Origin of the sequence: Faecalibacterium prausnitzii, from assembly GCF_003324185.1 — a bacterium.
GTDB classification, from domain to species: Bacteria; Bacillota; Clostridia; order Oscillospirales; family Ruminococcaceae; genus Faecalibacterium; species Faecalibacterium prausnitzii.
This window is the reverse complement of sequence record NZ_PXUP01000001.1, coordinates 127,151-145,682: the sequence shown is the minus strand read 5'-3', so window position 1 is coordinate 145,682 and position 18,532 is coordinate 127,151. Positions and strand designations below refer to the sequence as shown.

The 18,532-nt window shown below is 57.8% G+C and carries 16 protein-coding genes; 4 read left to right on the top strand and 12 right to left on the bottom strand.

Features of this window, described 5'->3' with window-relative positions; translation table 11 throughout:
- Positions 1-203: 203 nt before the first annotated feature.
- Complete coding sequence (locus C7J97_RS00660) at positions 204-725, bottom strand: hypothetical protein (protein ID WP_113991737.1); 522 nt, start codon at positions 723-725, stop codon at positions 204-206.
- A gap of 434 nt (positions 726-1,159) precedes the next feature.
- On the opposite strand from C7J97_RS00660, the gene sstT reads away from it, so the two are divergent.
- The gene (gene sstT / locus C7J97_RS00655; protein ID WP_207657493.1) at positions 1,160-2,398 is read left to right on the top strand and encodes a serine/threonine transporter SstT; all 1,239 of its coding nucleotides are present in this window, start codon (positions 1,160-1,162) and stop codon (positions 2,396-2,398) included.
- Between the two features lie 74 nt (positions 2,399-2,472).
- Here sstT and C7J97_RS00650 read toward each other — a convergent pair whose 3' ends face one another.
- Complete coding sequence (locus C7J97_RS00650; protein WP_113991735.1) at positions 2,473-3,033, bottom strand: hypothetical protein; 561 nt, start codon at positions 3,031-3,033, stop codon at positions 2,473-2,475.
- A 172-nt stretch (positions 3,034-3,205) separates the two neighbouring features.
- A complete protein-coding gene (gene rny / locus C7J97_RS00645) occupies positions 3,206-4,777 on the bottom strand; it encodes a ribonuclease Y (protein ID WP_113991734.1) in 1,572 nt (523 codons plus the stop codon).
- Between the two features lie 15 nt (positions 4,778-4,792).
- Between rny and C7J97_RS15145 the strand changes: the two genes are divergently transcribed.
- A complete protein-coding gene (locus C7J97_RS15145) occupies positions 4,793-4,987 on the top strand; it encodes a hypothetical protein (protein ID WP_192918707.1) in 195 nt (64 codons plus the stop codon).
- 320 nt (positions 4,988-5,307) lie between these two features.
- On the opposite strand, the gene C7J97_RS00640 is transcribed toward C7J97_RS15145, so the two are convergent.
- The 5 genes from C7J97_RS00640 to C7J97_RS00620 form a co-directional block, all read right to left on the bottom strand.
- Complete coding sequence (locus C7J97_RS00640) at positions 5,308-5,862, bottom strand: GtrA family protein (RefSeq protein WP_097785207.1); 555 nt, start codon at positions 5,860-5,862, stop codon at positions 5,308-5,310.
- A gap of 13 nt (positions 5,863-5,875) precedes the next feature.
- Positions 5,876-8,293, bottom strand: a complete 2,418-nt coding sequence (locus C7J97_RS00635) for a glycoside hydrolase family 3 C-terminal domain-containing protein (protein WP_113991733.1) — start codon at positions 8,291-8,293, stop codon at positions 5,876-5,878.
- Between the two features lie 69 nt (positions 8,294-8,362).
- Entirely contained in the window at positions 8,363-11,434 is a 3,072-nt protein-coding gene (locus C7J97_RS00630) for a glycoside hydrolase family 3 N-terminal domain-containing protein (RefSeq protein WP_242983400.1), read from the bottom strand.
- Positions 11,435-11,699: 265 nt separating this feature from the next.
- The gene (locus C7J97_RS00625) at positions 11,700-12,974 is read right to left on the bottom strand and encodes a GHKL domain-containing protein (RefSeq protein ID WP_113991731.1); all 1,275 of its coding nucleotides are present in this window, start codon (positions 12,972-12,974) and stop codon (positions 11,700-11,702) included.
- The gene (locus C7J97_RS00620; RefSeq protein WP_097780964.1) at positions 12,971-13,681 is read right to left on the bottom strand and encodes a LytR/AlgR family response regulator transcription factor; all 711 of its coding nucleotides are present in this window, start codon (positions 13,679-13,681) and stop codon (positions 12,971-12,973) included. The genes C7J97_RS00625 and C7J97_RS00620 overlap by 4 nt, the downstream gene beginning before the upstream one ends.
- 112 nt (positions 13,682-13,793) lie before the next feature.
- Here C7J97_RS00620 and C7J97_RS00615 point away from each other — a divergent pair, with 112 nt between their 5' ends.
- Positions 13,794-13,952: a hypothetical protein gene (locus tag C7J97_RS00615; protein ID WP_341458534.1), complete on the top strand. Its 159-nt coding sequence runs from the start codon at positions 13,794-13,796 to the stop codon at positions 13,950-13,952.
- Positions 13,953-14,162: 210 nt separating this feature from the next.
- Here C7J97_RS00615 and C7J97_RS00610 read toward each other — a convergent pair whose 3' ends face one another.
- Both C7J97_RS00610 and C7J97_RS00605 read right to left on the bottom strand, forming a co-directional pair.
- Complete coding sequence (locus tag C7J97_RS00610) at positions 14,163-15,467, bottom strand: hypothetical protein (protein ID WP_147232794.1); 1,305 nt, start codon at positions 15,465-15,467, stop codon at positions 14,163-14,165.
- Positions 15,468-15,825: 358 nt separating this feature from the next.
- On the bottom strand, positions 15,826-16,506 hold the full coding sequence (locus C7J97_RS00605; RefSeq protein WP_113620619.1) for a TetR/AcrR family transcriptional regulator: 681 nt from the start codon (positions 16,504-16,506) through the stop codon (positions 15,826-15,828).
- A gap of 147 nt (positions 16,507-16,653) precedes the next feature.
- Between C7J97_RS00605 and C7J97_RS15140 the strand changes: the two genes are divergently transcribed.
- The gene (locus tag C7J97_RS15140) at positions 16,654-16,797 is read left to right on the top strand and encodes a hypothetical protein (protein ID WP_207657551.1); all 144 of its coding nucleotides are present in this window, start codon (positions 16,654-16,656) and stop codon (positions 16,795-16,797) included.
- A 201-nt stretch (positions 16,798-16,998) separates the two neighbouring features.
- Here the strand turns inward: C7J97_RS15140 and nagB are convergent, their stop codons facing one another.
- Together nagB and C7J97_RS00595 are read right to left on the bottom strand one after the other, a co-directional pair.
- Entirely contained in the window at positions 16,999-17,727 is a 729-nt protein-coding gene (gene nagB, locus C7J97_RS00600) for a glucosamine-6-phosphate deaminase (RefSeq protein WP_006735306.1), read from the bottom strand.
- A gap of 13 nt (positions 17,728-17,740) precedes the next feature.
- The gene (locus tag C7J97_RS00595) at positions 17,741-18,493 is read right to left on the bottom strand and encodes a DeoR/GlpR family DNA-binding transcription regulator (RefSeq protein ID WP_170126609.1); all 753 of its coding nucleotides are present in this window, start codon (positions 18,491-18,493) and stop codon (positions 17,741-17,743) included.
- Positions 18,494-18,532: the final 39 nt, after the last annotated feature.

Below are 18,532 nucleotides of genomic sequence, written 5' to 3'. Positions count from 1 at the left end.
GTTCGCCTCTGCACTCTGCGGTGGTAGAAGCCGGGGTCATGGCAGGCTGCTTGCAGCACCCGGAAACCCGGGGCAGCCCTCTCTGCGGCATGAAAAGCGGGGCTTCAGTTTGTCCGCATCAATGTTTTGGACAGGATGAAACTACGCTGATTGTAGCACGCCGGAGCAAAAAAATCAAGGGATAGCGGCAGAAATATACTTTTTTATGCGTTCTGTTTCTCCGCGCTGCGCACAGCCAGCGCCTTGGCGGGCTTCATCAGCAGCACGCAGACACCGTTAAAGAGCACAGAGCCCACGATGAAGATGATAAAGAACTGCGGCAGATGGGCGGTCAGGGCGGGGATATCAATGCAGGCCACGGTCAGGTAGGCAAAGCCCACGTTGTTCAGCACCTTGGGTGCGTAGGGGTGCAGGATGATGAGGATGAACAGCACCACGGCCAGCGGCAGGATAAAGCCGAGGAAATCGCCCAGAACAGGGGTCAAGGCACTGATGGACAGCAGCGCCGCCACAGTGAGCACCAGACCCACAAGGCCGCCCAGCTCCACAGTGACAAGGCGATCCTTCACATCGCCCTCCAGCGTGAACATCATGATGTTGCTCAGGAAGATCAGCCAGCTGTACTCCATGCCGGTCAGGTGGATGACGGCGTTTGCGACCAGGATCCAGACCAGCAGCATCAGGCGGAAGTAAAGCAGAAAGCGCTTGGTTACGGTCTCGTTCATAGGGGTGTCCTCTCTTTCTCGTCTGTATTGACAAGTGTTTCTTTTCAAATATGCGAACATTTTGGCAAGTAATACTTGCTTCTAACGTGATAAGTATACAATACTTTCCAGTAAAAGACAATAGTTTGGCAAGTAAAAGTTGCATTATATGTAAATTCGGTATGGCAGGGGAGCCGGAGATGCAGACCGAAGGGGTACTTCCCTGAGAGGGTTCTGTTCCTCGTCAAAACCGCAAAACTGTATTTTCTACAAGTACAGTTTTCAGGGCAGTTTTGCAAAAGCTTACAAAAAACGCCGGTTTTGGCTGTAAAATGCCTGAAAACACTTTTTCTTTTTTGCCGTATATGCTATAATGACAACTGTTCTCGTACAAGAAACAGGAAAATGTACGCGATAGGCGTACAGTTCAAGAGGAGTGTTACGATATGAAAACCTTGAAAGCGGTTGTAGCAAAATACAACCAGACCAGCCTGATCCTGCGCATCCTGATCGGCCTGGCAGTCGGTTCGGTGCTGGCGCTTGTTGCGCCGGGCGCAGGTTGGGTCGGCGAGCTGGGCAGCCTGTTCGTCGGTGCGCTGAAGGGCATTGCCCCGGTGCTGGTGTTCGTCATTGTGGCAAGCGCACTGGCACAGGGCTCGTCTAAGCTGGACCGCCGCTTCGGCACCGTGATCTGGCTGTATATGCTCACCACCTTTCTGGCGGCAGCCATTGCGGTCATCACCAGCTTTATGTTCCCGGTCAAGGTGGTGCTGGCCGATGCGGCACAGTCCGACGTGATCCCGCAGGGCTTGGGCGAAGTGCTGAGCACCCTGCTGACCAACTTTGTGGCCAACCCCGTCAGCGCCCTGATGAACGGCAACTACATCGGCATCCTGTTCTGGGCCTGTATGTTCGGCATTGCCATGAAGAAGATCGGCGCAGAGAGTACCAAGGTCTTTCTGGCAAACACCGCCGATGCTGTTTCCCAGATCGTGCGCTGGATCATCAATCTGGCACCCTTCGGCATCATGGGTCTGGTGTACACCAACGTTTCCGGCAACGGTCTGGCCATCTTTACCCAGTACGGCAAACTGCTGGCGCTGCTGGTGGGCACCATGCTGTTCATGGCGCTGATCGTTTCCCCCTTTATCATGTTCGTTTACCTGCGCCGCAACCCGTACCCGCTGGTATTCCGCTGCCTGAAGGAATCCGGCCTGACCGCCTTTTTCACCCGCAGCTCTGCAGCCAACATCCCTGTGAATATGTCCCTGTGTGAAAAGCTGGGTCTGGACAAGGATATGTACTCCGTGTCCATCCCGCTGGGCGCTACCATCAACATGGACGGTGCCGCCATCACCATTACCATCATGACGCTGGCAGCGGCCAATACGCTGGGCATTCAGGTGTCCCTGCCCGCCGCCATCGTGCTGAGCGCCATGAGCGCTTTGGGCGCCTGCGGCGCTTCCGGCGTGGCTGGCGGCTCCCTGCTGCTGATCCCCATGGCCTGCTCGCTGTTCGGCATTTCCAACGACATCGCCATGCAGATGGTGGGCGTAGGCTTCATCATTGGCGTGGTGCAGGACTCGGTGGAAACTGCGCTGAACTCTGCCGGTGACGTGGAATTTGCCGCCACCGCCGAGTATCACCAGTGGCTCAAGGAGGGCAAGCCCCTGCCGGCTTTCCTGAAGGGCTGATAACCTTTACAACATAAGCAAAGCAGCCGCTGCACGAGAAAGTGCAGCGGCTGCTTTGTTTGTTGTAATGAAATTCACCCAAACAGCACCACGGCGTAGCTTACGCCGTCCTTTACCACATAGGCAACGCCCAGTTTGGTCTTGCCCTTTGCGGCTTTGGTCATGGCTTCGGGGTAAGTGCCGTCCTTCGGCAGAACAAAGGTGATAGACTCGTCCTTCGACGACCACTCGGCGGTTTTGATATCGAAGCCCGGAACAAAATCGTTCAGACCAAAAGTCCCCATGCTCAGGTTTTCAAACGCGGCGGCATAGTTTTCCTCTTTCAAAAATGCTCGTGCCTCATTATTTGCATTACCGACGCGGTAAAGTTCGGTCTTATTAGCATTGGTCGAGCAGGACACCGAGGTGCCGGCGATCCAGTTCGCAATGCTGTAAGCTTTTTCGCTCAGGTCCTCGTTGTAAGTCATTTCCACGTTGTATGTCATTTTGAATTTATCGCACAGCGCCTTTGCGCTTTCGGCGTCCGAGCGCTTGGGGCTCATCGGTGCGCCAACGCTGGCATCGCAGGCGGTGAACACGGTCAGTGCCATCAAGCCGACCAGCAGGCAGGCCAGTAATTTCTTCCAGTTTTTCATAGAACGATGCTCCTTTCCGTTCCGGGGTCGTTGCGGGTCTGCGTCCGCACGGACGCAGTTCTTTTTGCTTTCTTCTGCATCCATGATACCTTTTTTTAACAGGAAATGCAATCATTTTGGCGCAAAAAAACAGGCTGCCGTGCAAAAAACACGGCAGCCTGCGGAAAAAGCTTTATTTTGCGTACTCCACAGCGCGGCTCTCGCGGATGACGTTGACCTTGATCTGGCCGGGGTAATCCAGCGTATCCTCGATCTTTTTGGCAATGGAGCGTGCCAGCAGGATGACCTGATCATCGCTGATGACGTCGGGCTTGACCAGAATGCGCACCTCGCGGCCTGCCTGTACGGCAAAGGCCTGCTCCACGCCCTCGAAGCTGGAGGAGATCTCCTCCAGATTTTCCAGACGCTTGACGTAGCTTTCCACGTTCTCGCGGCGGGCACCCGGGCGGGCGGCGCTGATGGCGTCGGCAGCCTGAATGATGAAGGCCAGCGGGGTCTTGGGCTCCACGTCGCCGTGGTGTGCCTCAATGGCGTGGATGATCTGGGTGTTCTCCTTGTACTTGCGGCAGATGTCCACGCCGATCTGGACGTGGCTGCCCTCGATCTCGTGATCCAGTGCCTTGCCGATATCATGCAGCAGACCGGCGCGGCGTGCCATGGTAACGTTCACGCCCATCTCGCCTGCCAGCAGACCGGCCACCCAAGCCACTTCCATGCTGTGGGTCAGGGCGTTCTGGCCAAAGCTGGTGCGGTACTTCAGCCGACCGATCAGCTTGATCAGGTCGGGGTGCAGGCCGTGGATGCCCAGCTCCATCACCGCACGCTCGCCCTCGCGCTTCATCTGCAGTTCCAGATCGTGGCGGCACTTTTCCACCGTCTCCTCGATGCGGGCGGGGTGGATACGGCCATCGCCGATCAGGCGCTCCAGCGTCATGCGGGCCACCTCGCGGCGGGTCTGGTCGAAGGAGGACAGGGTAATGGCCTCCGGGGTATCGTCGATGATCAGATCCACGCCGGTAGCGGTCTCCAGTGCGCGGATGTTGCGGCCCTCGCGGCCGATGATGCGGCCCTTCATCTCATCACTGGGCAGCGGCACCACACTGACGGTAGTCTCGCTGCAATGGTCGGCAGCGCAGCGGCTGACGGCCTGCCCGATGAGGTTGCGGGCGATGTTATCGCAGTTTTCCTTCAGGTCGGTCTCGTAGGCGGCAACGCGCACGGCCTTTTCGTGGGTCAGCTCCTCGTCCACCTTATGCAGCAGCACCTCGCGGGCGTCCTCCTGGCTCAAACCGGCCAGCGTTTCCAGACGCTCCATCTCCTTGGCGCGCAGAGCGTCGATCTCTGCCAGACGCTCCTCGGCCTCGGCAGCGCGCTTTTTCAGCTCTTCTTCCTTCTTTTCCAGCGCTTCGGTCTTGCGGTCCAGCGCTGTCTCCTTCTGGTCGATGCGGTTCTCCTGACGGCTGATCTCCGCACGGCGCTGCTTGATCTCCTTGTCGGCCTCTGCCTTCTGGGCATCGACCTCGGCTTTCAGACGGAAAGCCTCATCCTTTGCTTCCAGAACCGCTTCCTTGCGCTTCTGGTCGGCGGTCTTGATCGCCTCGTTCACCAGCCGGGTAGCCTCGGCCTCGGCGCTGCCGATCTGGGCTTCGGCGGTCTTTTTACGGTTGTTGTAACCAATAAAATAGCCCGCAGCCACACCGACAACAGCAACGATCAAGGCCACGATCACTCCGATCGCGGTCATTGCGTTCACTCTCCTTTGTTTCAATTCAATGCAAAATTAAAAGCAGGAGACGCTGCGCAGCAGGACACGGGCAATGATATAGAAAGAGCTTTCAATGCAAAAAGTGACACCAAAACCATACGCACCACCCAAAACCGGCGGCACGGGCAAAAGCATACGGCTTTTCTCTTTACGGTTCCATTTTATATCAAACAGGCACGCTTTGCCTGAAACGGGTACAGGGTCACACTGAAACCTGCGTACAGCGTCTTTGATTCCATACTACTAAATATAGTACGAAACATTTGCCCGCTTGTCAAGAGGAAAACCCTGCCCGCAGAACATTTTGTGCAGAAAAACAAAAATAAGATGACTGAGGCAGGCACCCCCTCAGTCATCGCTGCGCGATGCCAGCTTCCCCGAGGGGGGAGCTGGCACGCCGTCAGGCGTGACTGAGAGGGTTCTCTTCCCAAACCAAAAAGGCTGCCCCGGAGAACGGAGCAGCCCTTCTGGTTTATGATGAAGAGAAGAAAATGAAGGAGAATAGCTTATTATTTGGCGGCTTTTTCGCCCTCCGGGAAGATGATCTTATTCACAAAGAAGAAGATCACCATGGAGATGCCGCCGTTGAGCACGGTGGTGCCGATGTTGTAGATGAAGTCCGGTACCAGCAGCCCTGCCACTGCCACCCAGATGCAGTTGATGGAGTTGACGATGCAGGTGATGATGCAGAAGGCCAGCACATACCAGCCGATCTGCTTTGCCAGATTGCCCTTGCTGCGGAACACAAAATTGCGCTGGATGGGGAAGTTGATGCACTCGCCGATGACCATGGCGATCATGTAGGCGCAGAAGTAGGGCAGGCCGCCGTGGGCGGCATCGTAGCCGAGGATGTTCCATTTGAAGGTCTCGCCGAACAGGGTAATGTCGATGCCCGGCCAGCCGAAATCCACCATCGGCAGGCTTGCAAAGGCCTTGGGCAGAAATTGCAGCAGCAGGTACTTGAACACAGTGATGAGGTTGGACACGATGACGAACAGGCCACCCTCGCGCACCCACTTGGCAGCGGCGGGGTGCTTTGCCGCGAAGTTATTCCAGAAATTCATAGCCTGCTTCCTTTCAGCTGTTTTTCAAGCGCTCTTCCATGCGGCTGTTCAGCACGAGGTTCTTCACGGCCTCCACGATCACCCGCACAAGGCCGATGATCCAGAAGCCCTGCAGCTCCATCACGATGCCGTCCACCATGCCCATGCTGATGGCGCCGTTGGTCATTTTGGCCAGCGCCCGCAGAGGCATATTGTACTGGAACAGGATGTTCAGGTCGGGCTTGCCCTTTTTGATGCTGCGGCGCAGCAGGGTGCCCAGCACGGCAGCCGCCAGCCAGCCGATGGGGCTGCGTCCGTGCCCCATCTCGCCCAGCGTCATGTTGCGGTCGATGTGCACCTTGTTCTCCGGGATGGGACGGCCCAGCAGCGCCTCAAACTCCGCGTCCGGCACGTTCTGCACCTGTGCAGTGCGGTAATGTGCAAGGTCTTTGCCCGCGTAGGGGTCGGGTGCGCCGGTGCCCGCCACCGTGACAGCGGCAGTCAAGCGGATGTCGGCGCTGGAAGCGCCCACCAGCAGCTGATAGCTGCCGCCCTCCACCTCCCAGCGGTCGGTCTTGACGTTCCAGTAGCGGAACGCCTTATCGTCCAGCGGGATGGTGACGGTCTTGCTCTCTCCGGCTTCCAGCTGCACCTTGGTAAAGCCCTTCAGCTCCTTGACGGGGCGGAAAACTTTTGCATCCGGCTTTGCCACATACAGCTGCACCACCTCGGCACCTGCACAGCTGCCGGTGTTGGTGACAGTCAGGGTCACGCCGGTTTCGTCTGCTTTCAGGTCACTGTACGCAAAGCTGGTGTAGCTCAGGCCGTAGCCGAAGGGGAAGGCGGTGGGCACACCGGCGGTGTCGTAGTAGCGGTAGCCCACATACAGACCCTCGCGGTACTCCACAGTGGGGCCGTCGCCGCCGAAATGCGCTTTTGCGGGGGTGTCGGCGTAGCTGCGCGCCCAAGTCTCAGCCAGCTTGCCGCAGGGGTTCTGCGCGCCGGTGAGCACCTCGACCAGTGCGCCCGCACCGGCCTGACCGCCCAGGCAGCCGTAGACCAGCGCCTTGCAGTCCTTGACCCAATCGCTTTCCAGCGAGGAGCCTGCACTCAGCAGCAGCACCACGTTGGGGTTCGCCGCCGCCACAGCGGCCAGCAGTTCCAGCTGGTTTTCTGCCAGCTTCATGTCGGCGCGGTCGATGCCCTCGCTTTCCTTGATCTCGTCCAGACCCATGCACAGCAGCACCACATTGGCGTTCTTTGCCAGCAGCACCGCCTCGGCCTTCAGTGCCTCATCGGGCTTGCCCTGCCGGTCAAAGCCCTTGGCGTAGCCGACGCTGTTCAGGCCGCTCTCGGCAAGGCAGTCCAAGAAGGAATCCACCTTGATGGAGTTGACGGCGCTGGAACCTGCCCCCTGATAGCGGGGCGTCTGGGCAAAGTCGCCGATGACCGCCACCTTTTCCCCCTTTGCAAGGGGCAGCAGGCTGTTTTCGTTCTTCAGCAGCACGATGCTCTGGGCAGCAGCCCGACGTGCCAGTGCGTGGTGGGCGTCGGCATCGAACTTGCTGGGTGCGGCGTCCACCGCCGCCTTGGTGGTAAACACCAGTTCCAGCAGTTCCTCCAGCCGGGCGTCCACGTCCGCTTCGGTGATCTTGCCGGTCTGCACTGCTTTCATCAGCTCCCGGATGGCGTCCCCGCCGGGGGCGGGCATTTCCAGCGTAGAGCCGTTCTTTACGCCGAGGGCGTGGTCGTTGCTGCCGCCCCAGTCGGTGACCACTGCGCCGTCAAAGCCCCAGTCCTTGCGCAGGATATCCATGAGCAGGTGGGCGTTCTCGTTGGCGTAGGTGCCGTTGACAAGGTTATAGGCGGACATGATGGTCTTGGGCTGCGCTTCTTTGACCACCATCTCGAAGCCGGTCAGGTAAATTTCCCGCAGGGTACGCTCGTCCACAATGGAATCCGAGGCCATGCGGCGCAGCTCCTGACTGTTCACGGCAAAGTGCTTGGGGCAGGCGGCAATGCCGTTTTTCTGGATGCCGCGGACGTAGGCCGCCGCCATCTTACCGGCAAGGTAGGGGTCCTCCGAGAAATACTCGAAGTTGCGGCCGCACAGGGGGCTGCGCTTGATGTTCAGGCCGGGGCCCAGCAGCACCGACACGCCCTGTGCCGCTGCCTCTTCGCCCATGGCTGCGCCCACAGCCTCGCCAAGCTCCGGGTCCCAGCTGTTGGCCACGGTGGCTGAGGTGGGGAAGCAGGTGGCGGGCACACTGGGGTTCAGGCCCAGATGGTCCGCCGCACCGGCCTGCTTGCGCACGCCGTTGGGGCCGTCCGACAGGGTAATGGCCGGGATGCCCTTGCCCGGCAGCGCCCGGGTGGTGAACACCGTGCCGCCGCTCAGCAGGGCGCATTTCTGTTCCAGATCCAGGCTGTTGATGATATCTGTGTGTTTCATGGGTCTCTCCTGACAATCAAAAAAGGGGGCGGGCGTTTGCCCGCCGCCCCTTCTGTTCCTATGTGTTGATCAGACGGTTTTTACGTCCTCTTTCTTTTTACGGAAGCGGAGGATCGTCAGAACGACCAGAACTGCGATCAGACCGCCGCAGACACCATCCACTGCGTAGATGACCTTCTGGTAAGGCTCAACCTTTGCCAGATAGCGGCTGCCCGGCATACCGCCGTTCATCGTTTTGGAGTTTGCAATGGTGTACAGGATGTTATGGATTGCTTCACGACCGTAGTGGTAGTCTGCAACGTCATCCTTGTTAAAGGTGTACCGTGCGCCGGTGGGCAGGTTCGTCAGCTTTCCGTCTGCACCAGCCCGAATCATCTGACCCGCATCCATGAACACGCCGGTATTTGCATTATCGGTGATAATGAAGCCGTGGAAGCCCCACTCGTTGCGCAGCAGGCCGGTGATCATGTTGTAGTTGCCGCCGGCCCAGGTATAGCCAACGCGGTTGAAGGAGGTCATGATGCCGGTGACGGACGGGATCTCGGTGGTGGCATTGCTGTAAGTGCCGTCGCCGTTGTCCTTTGCATAGTTCATCTCGACCTTATCAGACTTGACGCACATCTCAAAGGGCTTGAGGTAGATCTCGCGGGCCGCCTGCTCGTTCAGGAAGGTCGCAATGCTGTACTGGCCTTCACGGTCGCCGCGGTGGTCCTCCTGATCGTTGATGGCGTAATGCTTGACAAAGACATACATACCGCGGGAGGCGACACCCTCACACTCGAGGGAAGCAATGTGACCGCCGATGAACGGATCCTCGGAGTAATACTCGCTGTTGCGGCCGGAGAATGCAGTGCGGTGCATGTTGACTGCCGGTGCATACCAGCCATCGACATCCAGATAGTAGGACTCGTCGCCAATGTTCTCGCCGTAGTGAGTGGCCAGATCATCGTTGTAGGTCTGTGCCAGAACGATCACGCCGCAGTGCGTGATGTTGCCCTTGAAGTAGAGGTTGCCGCTTGCATCAAAGCCGTAGTTGATCAGGCCGGTGGCAGTGTCGCGGTCGGTCGTGGAGGGCTTATCCACCGACTTGATGGCAGCCGTGCCATAGCCGGACTGCGTGATCAGGGTCTGATAATCGCTGGGGGTCAGCTGGTCGAGCAGTGCGTCCCACTTTTCATCATCGTAATCCAGACCGCGCATATCGATCAGACCCAGACCGTTGTCCTTGCCGTAAACGATCTCATCGGTCAGGGTGGAGAAGTCGGTGGGGTTCAGGGAATCAAAAGAATCCAGCTTTGCAAGGTCCTCCTTGCTGATCGTCTTGCGGTAGGTATAGGATGCAGCCTTGCCGCTGGCATCGGTACCATTGATGGGGTTGCCCCAGGTGCTGATCTGGTCGCTGACCTCGCCGTCAACGGTCGGCCAGGTGCCAGTCCAGTCACTGCGGGAGAGATACTGCAGCCCGCCGTTTGCATGATCCAGCTGGTTGGTGACCTCCACGCCGGTGGTGGTGTCGTTCTTATAGGTCGTGGTATCCACGGTGCCGTTGGCCGGGGTGTAGATTTCAACAAAAGCAGTGTCGCCATCCGCGGTCATACCGTCTGCCACGCTCTTTCCCTTGGCAGAGAGGATGTTGTTGACCGCTTCGTGTGCGTTTTTAGCCGCAGTGATATAGTAATCACCTGCGTCCAGAATGTAGGTCTTGGCATTGACGTAGTCGTAGGACTTCAGCTGTTCCTGGTCGAAGGTGACCGTCACGGTCTCGCTTGCACCGGGAGCCAGCTCCGAGGTCTTGGCGTAACCGACCAGTTCAACGGCAGCCTTTTCCACCTTGTTGGCCTTGTCATAATCGGTGTAAGGGCTCTGTGCGTAGACTTCCACAACGTCCTTGCCTGCAACAGAACCGGTGTTGGTGACCTTGACCGTCACGGTGCAGGTATCGCCATCCCAGCTGGTGTTGTAATCCGACCAGTCAAAGGTGGTGTAGGACAGGCCGTAGCCGAAGGGGTACATCACAGCATCGTCGTAGTTGTAATCGCCCGCATTGCCCTGACCGAGGACTTTATCCTCGTAACGGGTCTCGTAGTAGCGGTAGCCAACATAGATGCCCTCTTTGTAGCTGACGTAGTTGTACTTGGTGAGGTTGCCATTCTCATCGTAGTAGGCAAAGTCGCCGAAGTTCTGCGCCGCCGGGCTGTTCATGGCATCCACTTCATAGGTATCCACGGTGCGGCCGGAAGGATTGACCTTGCCGGAGAAGATCTCAGCCAGAGAGCACAGGCCGTAGTCGCCCATGGCAGGAGCCGAGATGACCGTGTGGATGCTGGGATAATCCTCCACCCAGCTCAGATCGACCGCTGCACTGGAGTTGAGCAGCAGCACGACATCGTCAAAGTTGTCGTTCAGATACTGCAGGATCTCCAGTTCCGTAGAATCCGGCTCCAGATAAGTCTTGGTCTTGTCCTCTTCCACATCGGTGTGGTTGTACATGGAGCGGGGCATATCACGGCCTTCGCCCGCCACACGGCTGAACACAAAAACAGGAACCGTATTCTTCATGGAATCGGTCAGACCCGGCTCTGCTTTCATAACAGACAAGGGGCATTCGTTGATGGAAAAGTCCTCGTCATCACCGTAGGAAACGGAACCAACGCCCAGACCGTAATCCTTGCCGTTGCCTTCGGAATAGAATTTCCAGAGGTCCTCGTTGACACCGAACCCGGCATCTTCAAAGGCCGTTTTCATATCGACTTTGTTGCCGCCGATGTAGCTGACTGCCGAATGGCTGACAAAACTGAAGGTGGTATCCGTGCTGTACGGCATTCTGCCTTCATCGTTCTTCAGCAGGACGATGCCCTCTGCTGCAATCTGCTTGTTCAGGGCGATCTCATCCTCAACCAGCGCATCCTCTGTGTCAAAGCCGGGCTTGCCGTATTCCATATTAATGCCTTCGGTCTTTGCCTTGCTGTTGTCGATGCCTCCGCTCTTCAGGCCCAAAATGCTCTGCACGCTGCTGGCGTTGGGCGGGATCAGCACATTGGCCGCAACTATACCGCCCGCCAATGCGACACACAACACACCCGAAACGGCAGTTTTGATGATCTTGCCCATCATCTTACCGTCCTTCTTTTTCTGTGCCATAACTGTTAACTCCTTCTCTTTTGTGTACACGACCCGGTTCATGGCTGTTCTCAGGAGTGCGTCCACTCCTTTGCTTGATGTCATTTTATCATATAAACCGCAAAACGAACCGTTCGCCGCACAATCTGTCGTTTTGGATGCATAATTTGCAGAAGTTACAATAATGTTTCAAATTTTATTGTGCACATACACAAATATCACCGTATTGCATTTGTGCACCCTGCCAGACAACAAAAAAAACGGCAGGGGATACCTGCCGTAAAAATTATTTGTTTTTGGGCAGCGGAAATAAGATCCGCAGGGTGCACCAGTTGTTTTCCCAGTGCATCGTCATGCTGCCGCCGTGCTGCCCGACGGTGGTGCGGACGCTTTTCAGGTCCGACCCCTGCTGCGGCAGACCGTCCGCATCCAGTGCGGGGGCGGCCTCTATATAATGCTCGAACCGCAGCATGGCAAAGCCGCCCTGACTGTACACCGCCACCTTGATAAGCCGCTTTTCGGGGTCCGGCTCGGCGCGCACGGCGGCAATGGCGTTGTCCAGCGCCACGCCCACGATGGTGCACAGCTCCCGGATGGTGAGAAAGCCCAGCATCCTGCCGTCTGCCACGCTGGTCATGCGGATCTGCTTTTCCTGACATTCCATGCTCTTGGCGGTGAGCAGGGTATCCAGCACCGGGTTGCCGGTCTTGTTCTCGGCCTCGTACTGGCGGATGTTCTGCTCCATGGCGGCAATGGCGGCGTTCTGCTTGGTCTGGTCCTGCTCCTCCCGGATGCGGGCAAGCTGGATCTTCAGCTCATGGTACCGCCGGTTGATGAGGTTGATGCCCTCCTTGCTGCGCTTGTACTGCTCGTACTGGCGGTGCAGTACCTCGTCCATGGCGGCAAGCTCGCTGTGCAAAGCGTTCTCCTGCAGCTGCTCGTGCTGCACAGATAAGATCAGCACGCCGGAAAAATCCACCAAGGTGCGGATGGAAAAAATGCTCATGTTGATCTCGCTGCCGGGCAGAAAGCCCAGATTGCTCACCGCAAAGGCAGTCAGCGCCAGCATGACCGCCGTCAGGGCGGCGCTGCCGCCGATCTGTAAGTGCCCGGCGGGCTGGGGACGGCGGTGCTGCAGATAGCACATAATGCCGAACAGCGCCCCATACACCAGCGCCAGCAGCAGCAAAGACAGCGGCTCCCATGGGCCGCGGGCGGGCCAGAGGGCGCAGTGCAGCTGCCACTCCACGCTGGCGGCAAGCTCTGCCAGAATAAACGCCCGTGCGCAGTGATACCCGGCTTCCAGCAGAGTAATGCTCCACACGCCCCATAAATATAAGTAAGAAAGCCCGATGGCCGTTACCATGCAGGGGATCCAGAGCCCGCCGGGCACATTGCCCGTCAGCCCCAGAAAGGCCGACAGCACCGCCGCCCACAGCAGGGTGATACCCCCGGTGACCGCTCTGGAAAAGCGGGGCGCAAGCGCCGGGGTGAACAGCAGCACCGCCAGACACTCGGCAAGGGCGGTGTACAGCCGGGGGATATCCGGCAGCGCGGTCATGAGCCTTCACCTCCGATGTAGTCGGTCAGTGCGGCAAGAAAGGCCTTGCGCTTGGGGCGGCTGACCTGCAGCTCGCAGGGGCCCACCTGCACGGTGCTCTGCCGCAGCTCCCGCACCTGTGCCAGATTGACAAGGTAGCCGCTGTTGCACCGGGCAAAGGGGCAGTCTGCCAGCTTTTCCTCAAAGGCCTTGAGGGCGCCGGGGGCGGAAAAATCGCCCTCATCGGTGTAAAAGTGCACCCGGTGCCCCTCGCTTTCCAAGTAATAGATGCTTGCGGTGTCCAGCCGGCGCAGCCCGCCCTCCACCGGCACGGTCAGGTAGTGCTTTGCCCGCTTTTCCAGCCGGGCAACCGCCTTGAGCAGCTGCTGCGAAAAGGCAAAGTAGGGCACCGGCTTCAGCACATAGTCCAGCGCTCCCACCGAGTAGCCCCGGATGGCGTACTGCGCCATATTGGTGATGAAGATCAGGATGACGTCTGCATCCATCTGCCGGATGCGCTCTGCCGTGGTCATGCCGTCCAGATGCTTCATCTCCACATCCAGAAAAATAATGTCGTAGACCGCGCGGTAATCCTCCAGAATATCCACGCCGTCCGCAAAGACCGTCACTTCAAATTCTGTCCCGTACTGCCGGGTATACCGCCGGACATACTCCTGCAATACCCCCTGCACCTCCGCGTCGTCCTCTACGATCGCCACCCGGATCATGACCGCACCTCCCTTACCACACCTTTGTGGAACTGTTACGGCTCTATTATAGCGCAATCCCGTCCGGTTTGCCAAGGGGGCACTCCGCAACAAAGGGCAGGGCAGCCCACAGCTGACCACCGTGGACGTGAACCCCTACCAGCTGGGCATGGAGGCTGCCAGCCAGACCATCAACCACATCGAGAACCCGAACCTTCTGGCCACAAAGATCATCGTGCCGCACAAGCTCATCCCCCGGGAGAGCTGCTGCCCGCCGGAGGAGCAGCGCTAGGAAGTGCTTTTTCAGCAAGACAGTGTCCGCTTCCGGGAGCTGCCGCGCAGCGCTTGCTATCCTGCCCCCAGAGTAGACAGCGTAAAAAACGCTGCATCCTCCGGAGGTATTTTTATGCCCCAAAAGGCACAAAAGAATGCCCGCCCACCTGTGGAAAACCACGGTGAGCGGGCATTTTGCGTTTTATTGTTTGTGCCGCTGTAAAAGCGTTCAGAGGGCGGTGGGCTGGGGTACCAGCCGGAAGAGCATTACGGGCAGCGCGCTGTTTGCAAAATCCAGCGTAAGGATGATCGTTCCGCGCTCTGTTTCAAACGGCATCTCCGTCTGTGTGCCGTCCGGGGCAATGCGCACAAGCGTTTTGCCTTCCAGCAATCCGGCGGGCAGCGCGAGTCTTACCCGACCGGTGGGCTGCGTCAGGCTGCCTGCGGTCTCAAAGGCCACACTCAGGTATTCCCCATTCGTCCGTGCGGTCACATCCTCCGCAGAAAGACTGCCGCTGTTAGCCCACGCCGTTGCGGCTTCGATCTTTTCCAGCTGCGCGGCGTTTTCTGCCTGCCCGCACACGGGGCAGAAGGTCAGCGTTTCGCCTTCCGCAGTGCGGAAAGTAAACTTCCGGCAATCAGTGCTGCCAGTGTGCGCGCAGCCCTGCCGCAGACAACTGGCGCTCTGAGAGCCGGTTCCGTTCGGGGACCATGCACCGAACTGGTGTCCCAGCTGATCCGTCGGGTCTGCGGTGTAGCTGTCTTTGCAGCGGCTGCAAGTAAAGATGGTATAGCCGTCTGCTTCACAGGTGGGATCTACGGTAACAGCCTGATAGTCGTGTCCCAAGATGGGCAGCTCCGCGTAGGTGGTATAGTCACAACGGGAGCAGGTTTCGTAGGCATCCCAGCCGATTTCCGTACAGGTGGGCGCTTTTGCTGCGTGCTGCTCCAAATCATGGTTCAGCGCGGGTAGCTCTGTATAGGTGGTATAGTCGCAGCGGGAGCAGGTTTCGTAAGCATCCCAGCCGATTTCCGTACAGGTGGGAGCTTGCGCTTCGTGCTGCTCCAGAGCATGGTTCAGTGCGGGCAGCTCTTTGCGGGTGGTATAGTCGCAGCGGGAGCAGGTTTCGTAAGCATCCCAGCCGATTTCCGTACAGGTGGGAGCTTGCGCTTCGTGCTGCTCCAGAGTATGTTTCAGCGCGGGCAGCTCCGCATAGGTGGTATAGTCACAACGAGAGCAGGTATCGTAAGTGTCCCAGCCCTTTTCCGTACAGGTAGGGGCTTTTGCTGCGTGCTGCTTCAAATCATGGTTCAGTACGGGCAGCAACGGAGTGGCGGAATAGTCGCAGCGGGAGCAGGTTTCGTAAGCCCAGCCCATTTGCGTACAGGTGGGGGCTTTTATCACGCGCTGCCTCAGATCATGTTTCAGCGCGGGCAGTTCCGCATAGGTGGTATAGTTGCAGCGGGAGCAGGTATCGTAAGCATCCCAGCCGATTTCCGTACAGCTGGGGGCTTTTGCATCGTGATGCACCAAATCATGATTATTTGGGTCTTTTTCGCCGTATTCCGCGCCGCATTTTTCGCAGGTTTTGCCTTTGGTGCAGGTGGGCGTTTCGGTACCGCCGGTATGTACCTGTAAATACGAAACATTGCCATCGTTGTGGCAGTTCTGGCATTCAGTTACATAAACCCTATGACTGTTCGAATCATATTTTCTGTATCCGAGGATCTCACGTGTCTCCGTACTCCCACAGCGGGCGCAGCGCCTCTGGACTGTTTCTGCCGCTTTAACGTTTAACACGGTCCCCGGTATCAGGCACACCATTGCCAGCACCGTCAAACACCGGATCAGCCATTTTTTCATGTTACTCCCTCCTTGTCATCAAACCTTGTTATCCTTTCAGATCAAACTGCACGGACAGCGATGCAAGCACGGCATCTACCACCTTCCGCGCCTCGGCAAGCATATCGATCTCCGCCACAAAAGCGATGACCTGCTCGCGCTCCTGCGCGGGGACCTGCAGCGCACTCAGGCTCATGCTCAGGAACCGCCGTATTTTACGCTCCAGCGTAAAGTAGGGGTCACACCGCCGTGCCATGTAGCCGCGCATCATGCCAGCCGTGCCCAGCTCCATCTCGTAGAAATCACACTCGGCGCACCCGGGCAGATACGCGCTGAACGCCGCCTGCAGCTCCGCCGTGGTGCTGCGGTGGATGATCTCCGCCGTAGCGGGGAAGGTGTACGCTTCCACATAGATATCCCGCAGATTCTCGCTTAACTCGCTCAGCGCCAACTGCAAAGCCGTTTCCACCGCGTAGAGGTACACCGGCGAGGGGGCGTTTGCCGCCAGCGGCCTTACCGCGCCGAACTGCCTGCTGAACATCATGCCGATCAGCTCGGTCAGCACACCGTCCTTGGTGCGGAAAATATTCTGGAACGACCCGGCGGAAACATCTGCTTCCTTTAAAATTTCTGCCACCTTGGTGTTCGTGTAGCCTTTTTCCAGAAAAAGCCGGACACAGGCGGTCAATATCCGCCGTTTTGCTTCCTTGCTGTCGTATCTGCGCGCCATTGGGAATCATCCTTTTCTATGATTGGTTTCTGACCCAATTATATATTGATTTGAGAATTGCGTCAAGTAAACTTTTAAGGGCGTATTTTGGGCAGTTTGACGAGGGAGAGCTTTCTGCGGGTGCGCATCCGGGCAAAACAAAGCGCAATGGACATTGCTGTTATCCGCTGCCGCAGCCAGACAGTTCGCGGCAGCAAAAAAGAGGCCACCGATCGGGGCGACCTCTTTTCAGCGTATTTTCAGCGTAAATCCCGCAGCAGCCCTGCCTGCGGGTCGGTAAGCTTGCCGTAAGGGGTGGGGCGAGCTTTGCGGTACTCCCGGTACCCACCATCTCCATGACGGCTCTTTTGGAGTTGCTCTTTGCGTAAGATTGCAAGATAAATCTTATTTCTGACAGAAAGAGCCGAACCCGTGCAACGAGTCCGGCTCTTTCTGTGCTTTGGTTGGATCTTGAGCAAAGTTATGGTAAATGAAGAAGTTGGCTTTGGGATTTTACAGCAGGCTCAGTGCTTCCTCGTCTGCCACAAGGATGCAGTCCGGATGCAGCTGCAGGATGCTGCCGGGGCAGGCAGGGGTCACAGGGCCGGTCACGGCGTCCTTGACGGCCTGTGCCTTGGCTTTACCGTTGGCTACCACCAGCACCTTGCGTGCCTGCATGATGGTCTTGATGCCCATGGTGTATGCCTGTTTGGGGACAAGGGCCTCGTTGCCGTCAAAGAAGCGCTTGTTGGCTTCGATGGTAGTGGGCGCAAGGTCGATGCAGTGGGTCTCCAGCTCAAAGGCTTCGCCCGGCTCATTGAAGCCGATATGACCATTGGGGCCGATGCCCAGCAGCTGCAGGTCGATGCCGCCCAGCTTGTGGATGATACCGTTGTAACGGGCACACTCGGCGGCAGTGTCCAGATTGGTGCCGTCCGGCAGGTTGGTCTTGGCCGGGTCGATATTCACCTTGCTGAACAGGTTCTCATTCATGAAATACCAGTAGCTCTGGGGATGCTCCTTGGGCAGGCCGCGGTACTCGTCCAGATTGACAGTAGTGACCTCGGAGAAATCCAAATCGCCTTTGTTGTACCAGTCCACCAGTTGGGCATAAGTGCCCACCGGGGTGCCGCCGGTGGCAAGACCCAGTACACAATCCGGCTTCATGATGACCTGTGCGGAGATGATGTTGGCCGCTTTGCGGGACATATCCTGATAATCTTTTGCGCGGATGATCTTCATAATAATGCTCCTTTTATAGTACTGTTACGCCTGCGTTCCGGCAGGCCTGTAAAAATTCTACGGGCAGCTTTCCGTCCGAGATCACAATATCAATATCGGACAGCCCGCAGATATGGAATGTGCTTTTCAGTCCGATCTTGGAGGAATCCAGCAGCACGGCTTTCTGCTCACAGCGGCGAAGCACGGTCTGCTTGAGCCGTGCTTCATCCTCCACGCCGCAGGTAAAACCGGTTTCCGGGCTGTAACTGGTCACGCCCAGCAGCAGCAGATCAAAGTTGATGCCCTCCATCGTCTGGATGCTCTGTGCACCGCAGACGCTCAGGCTGAACCGGTTCAGGCTGCCGCCCGGCAGGGACACATGGGGCTTTTCCAGCTTTGCCAGCTCCATGGCGCAGCTCAGGCCGCTGGTGTAGATGAGCATGGGCTGATCCGGGATGCACCGGGCCACTGCTGTGGCGGTGCTGCCGGAATCCAGAAACAGGGTGGTGTTGGGGCGCAGCAGAGCAGCGGCTTTTTCGGCAATGATCTGCTTTGCTTCGGCATTGCGGGCGGAACGGCGGCTCAGCAGGTCGTCTGTGCCTACCACCTGCTCCACCGACTTGACACCGCCATGCACCCGCACCACACGGCGGGCTTCATCCAGTGCTTTCAGGTCGGTGCGCAGGGTCATTTCCGAAACGGAAGGGAAAGCTTCCTTGAGCTGGGCAAAGCTAATGCTGCCTTTGCGGTTCACCAGCTCCACGATCTGATTGCGGCGTTGTTCCATGGGGGATTCCTCCTGTCTGCGTTTGTCCTGTCCCATGGC

What these genes read in the sequence shown, in the direction of transcription:
- rny (WP_113991734.1), bottom strand. Translation starts at nt 4,777, where the DNA reads ATGACCGCGATCGGAGTGATCGTGGCCTTGATCGTTGCTGTTGTCGGT.
- C7J97_RS00595 (WP_170126609.1), bottom strand. Translation starts at nt 18,493, where the DNA reads ATGGAACAACGCCGCAATCAGATCGTGGAGCTGGTGAACCGCAAAGGC.
- C7J97_RS00630 (WP_242983400.1), bottom strand. Translation starts at nt 11,434, where the DNA reads ATGGCACAGAAAAAGAAGGACGGTAAGATGATGGGCAAGATCATCAAA.
- nagB (WP_006735306.1), bottom strand. Translation starts at nt 17,727, where the DNA reads ATGAAGATCATCCGCGCAAAAGATTATCAGGATATGTCCCGCAAAGCG.
- C7J97_RS00635 (WP_113991733.1), bottom strand. Translation starts at nt 8,293, where the DNA reads ATGAAACACACAGATATCATCAACAGCCTGGATCTGGAACAGAAATGC.
- C7J97_RS00650 (WP_113991735.1), bottom strand. Translation starts at nt 3,033, where the DNA reads ATGAAAAACTGGAAGAAATTACTGGCCTGCCTGCTGGTCGGCTTGATG.
- C7J97_RS00660 (WP_113991737.1), bottom strand. Translation starts at nt 725, where the DNA reads ATGAACGAGACCGTAACCAAGCGCTTTCTGCTTTACTTCCGCCTGATG.
- C7J97_RS00620 (WP_097780964.1), bottom strand. Translation starts at nt 13,681, where the DNA reads ATGATCCGGGTGGCGATCGTAGAGGACGACGCGGAGGTGCAGGGGGTA.
- C7J97_RS15140 (WP_207657551.1), top strand. Translation starts at nt 16,654, where the DNA reads ATGGACATTGCTGTTATCCGCTGCCGCAGCCAGACAGTTCGCGGCAGC.
- C7J97_RS00605 (WP_113620619.1), bottom strand. Translation starts at nt 16,506, where the DNA reads ATGGCGCGCAGATACGACAGCAAGGAAGCAAAACGGCGGATATTGACC.
- C7J97_RS00625 (WP_113991731.1), bottom strand. Translation starts at nt 12,974, where the DNA reads ATGACCGCGCTGCCGGATATCCCCCGGCTGTACACCGCCCTTGCCGAG.
- C7J97_RS00640 (WP_097785207.1), bottom strand. Translation starts at nt 5,862, where the DNA reads ATGAATTTCTGGAATAACTTCGCGGCAAAGCACCCCGCCGCTGCCAAG.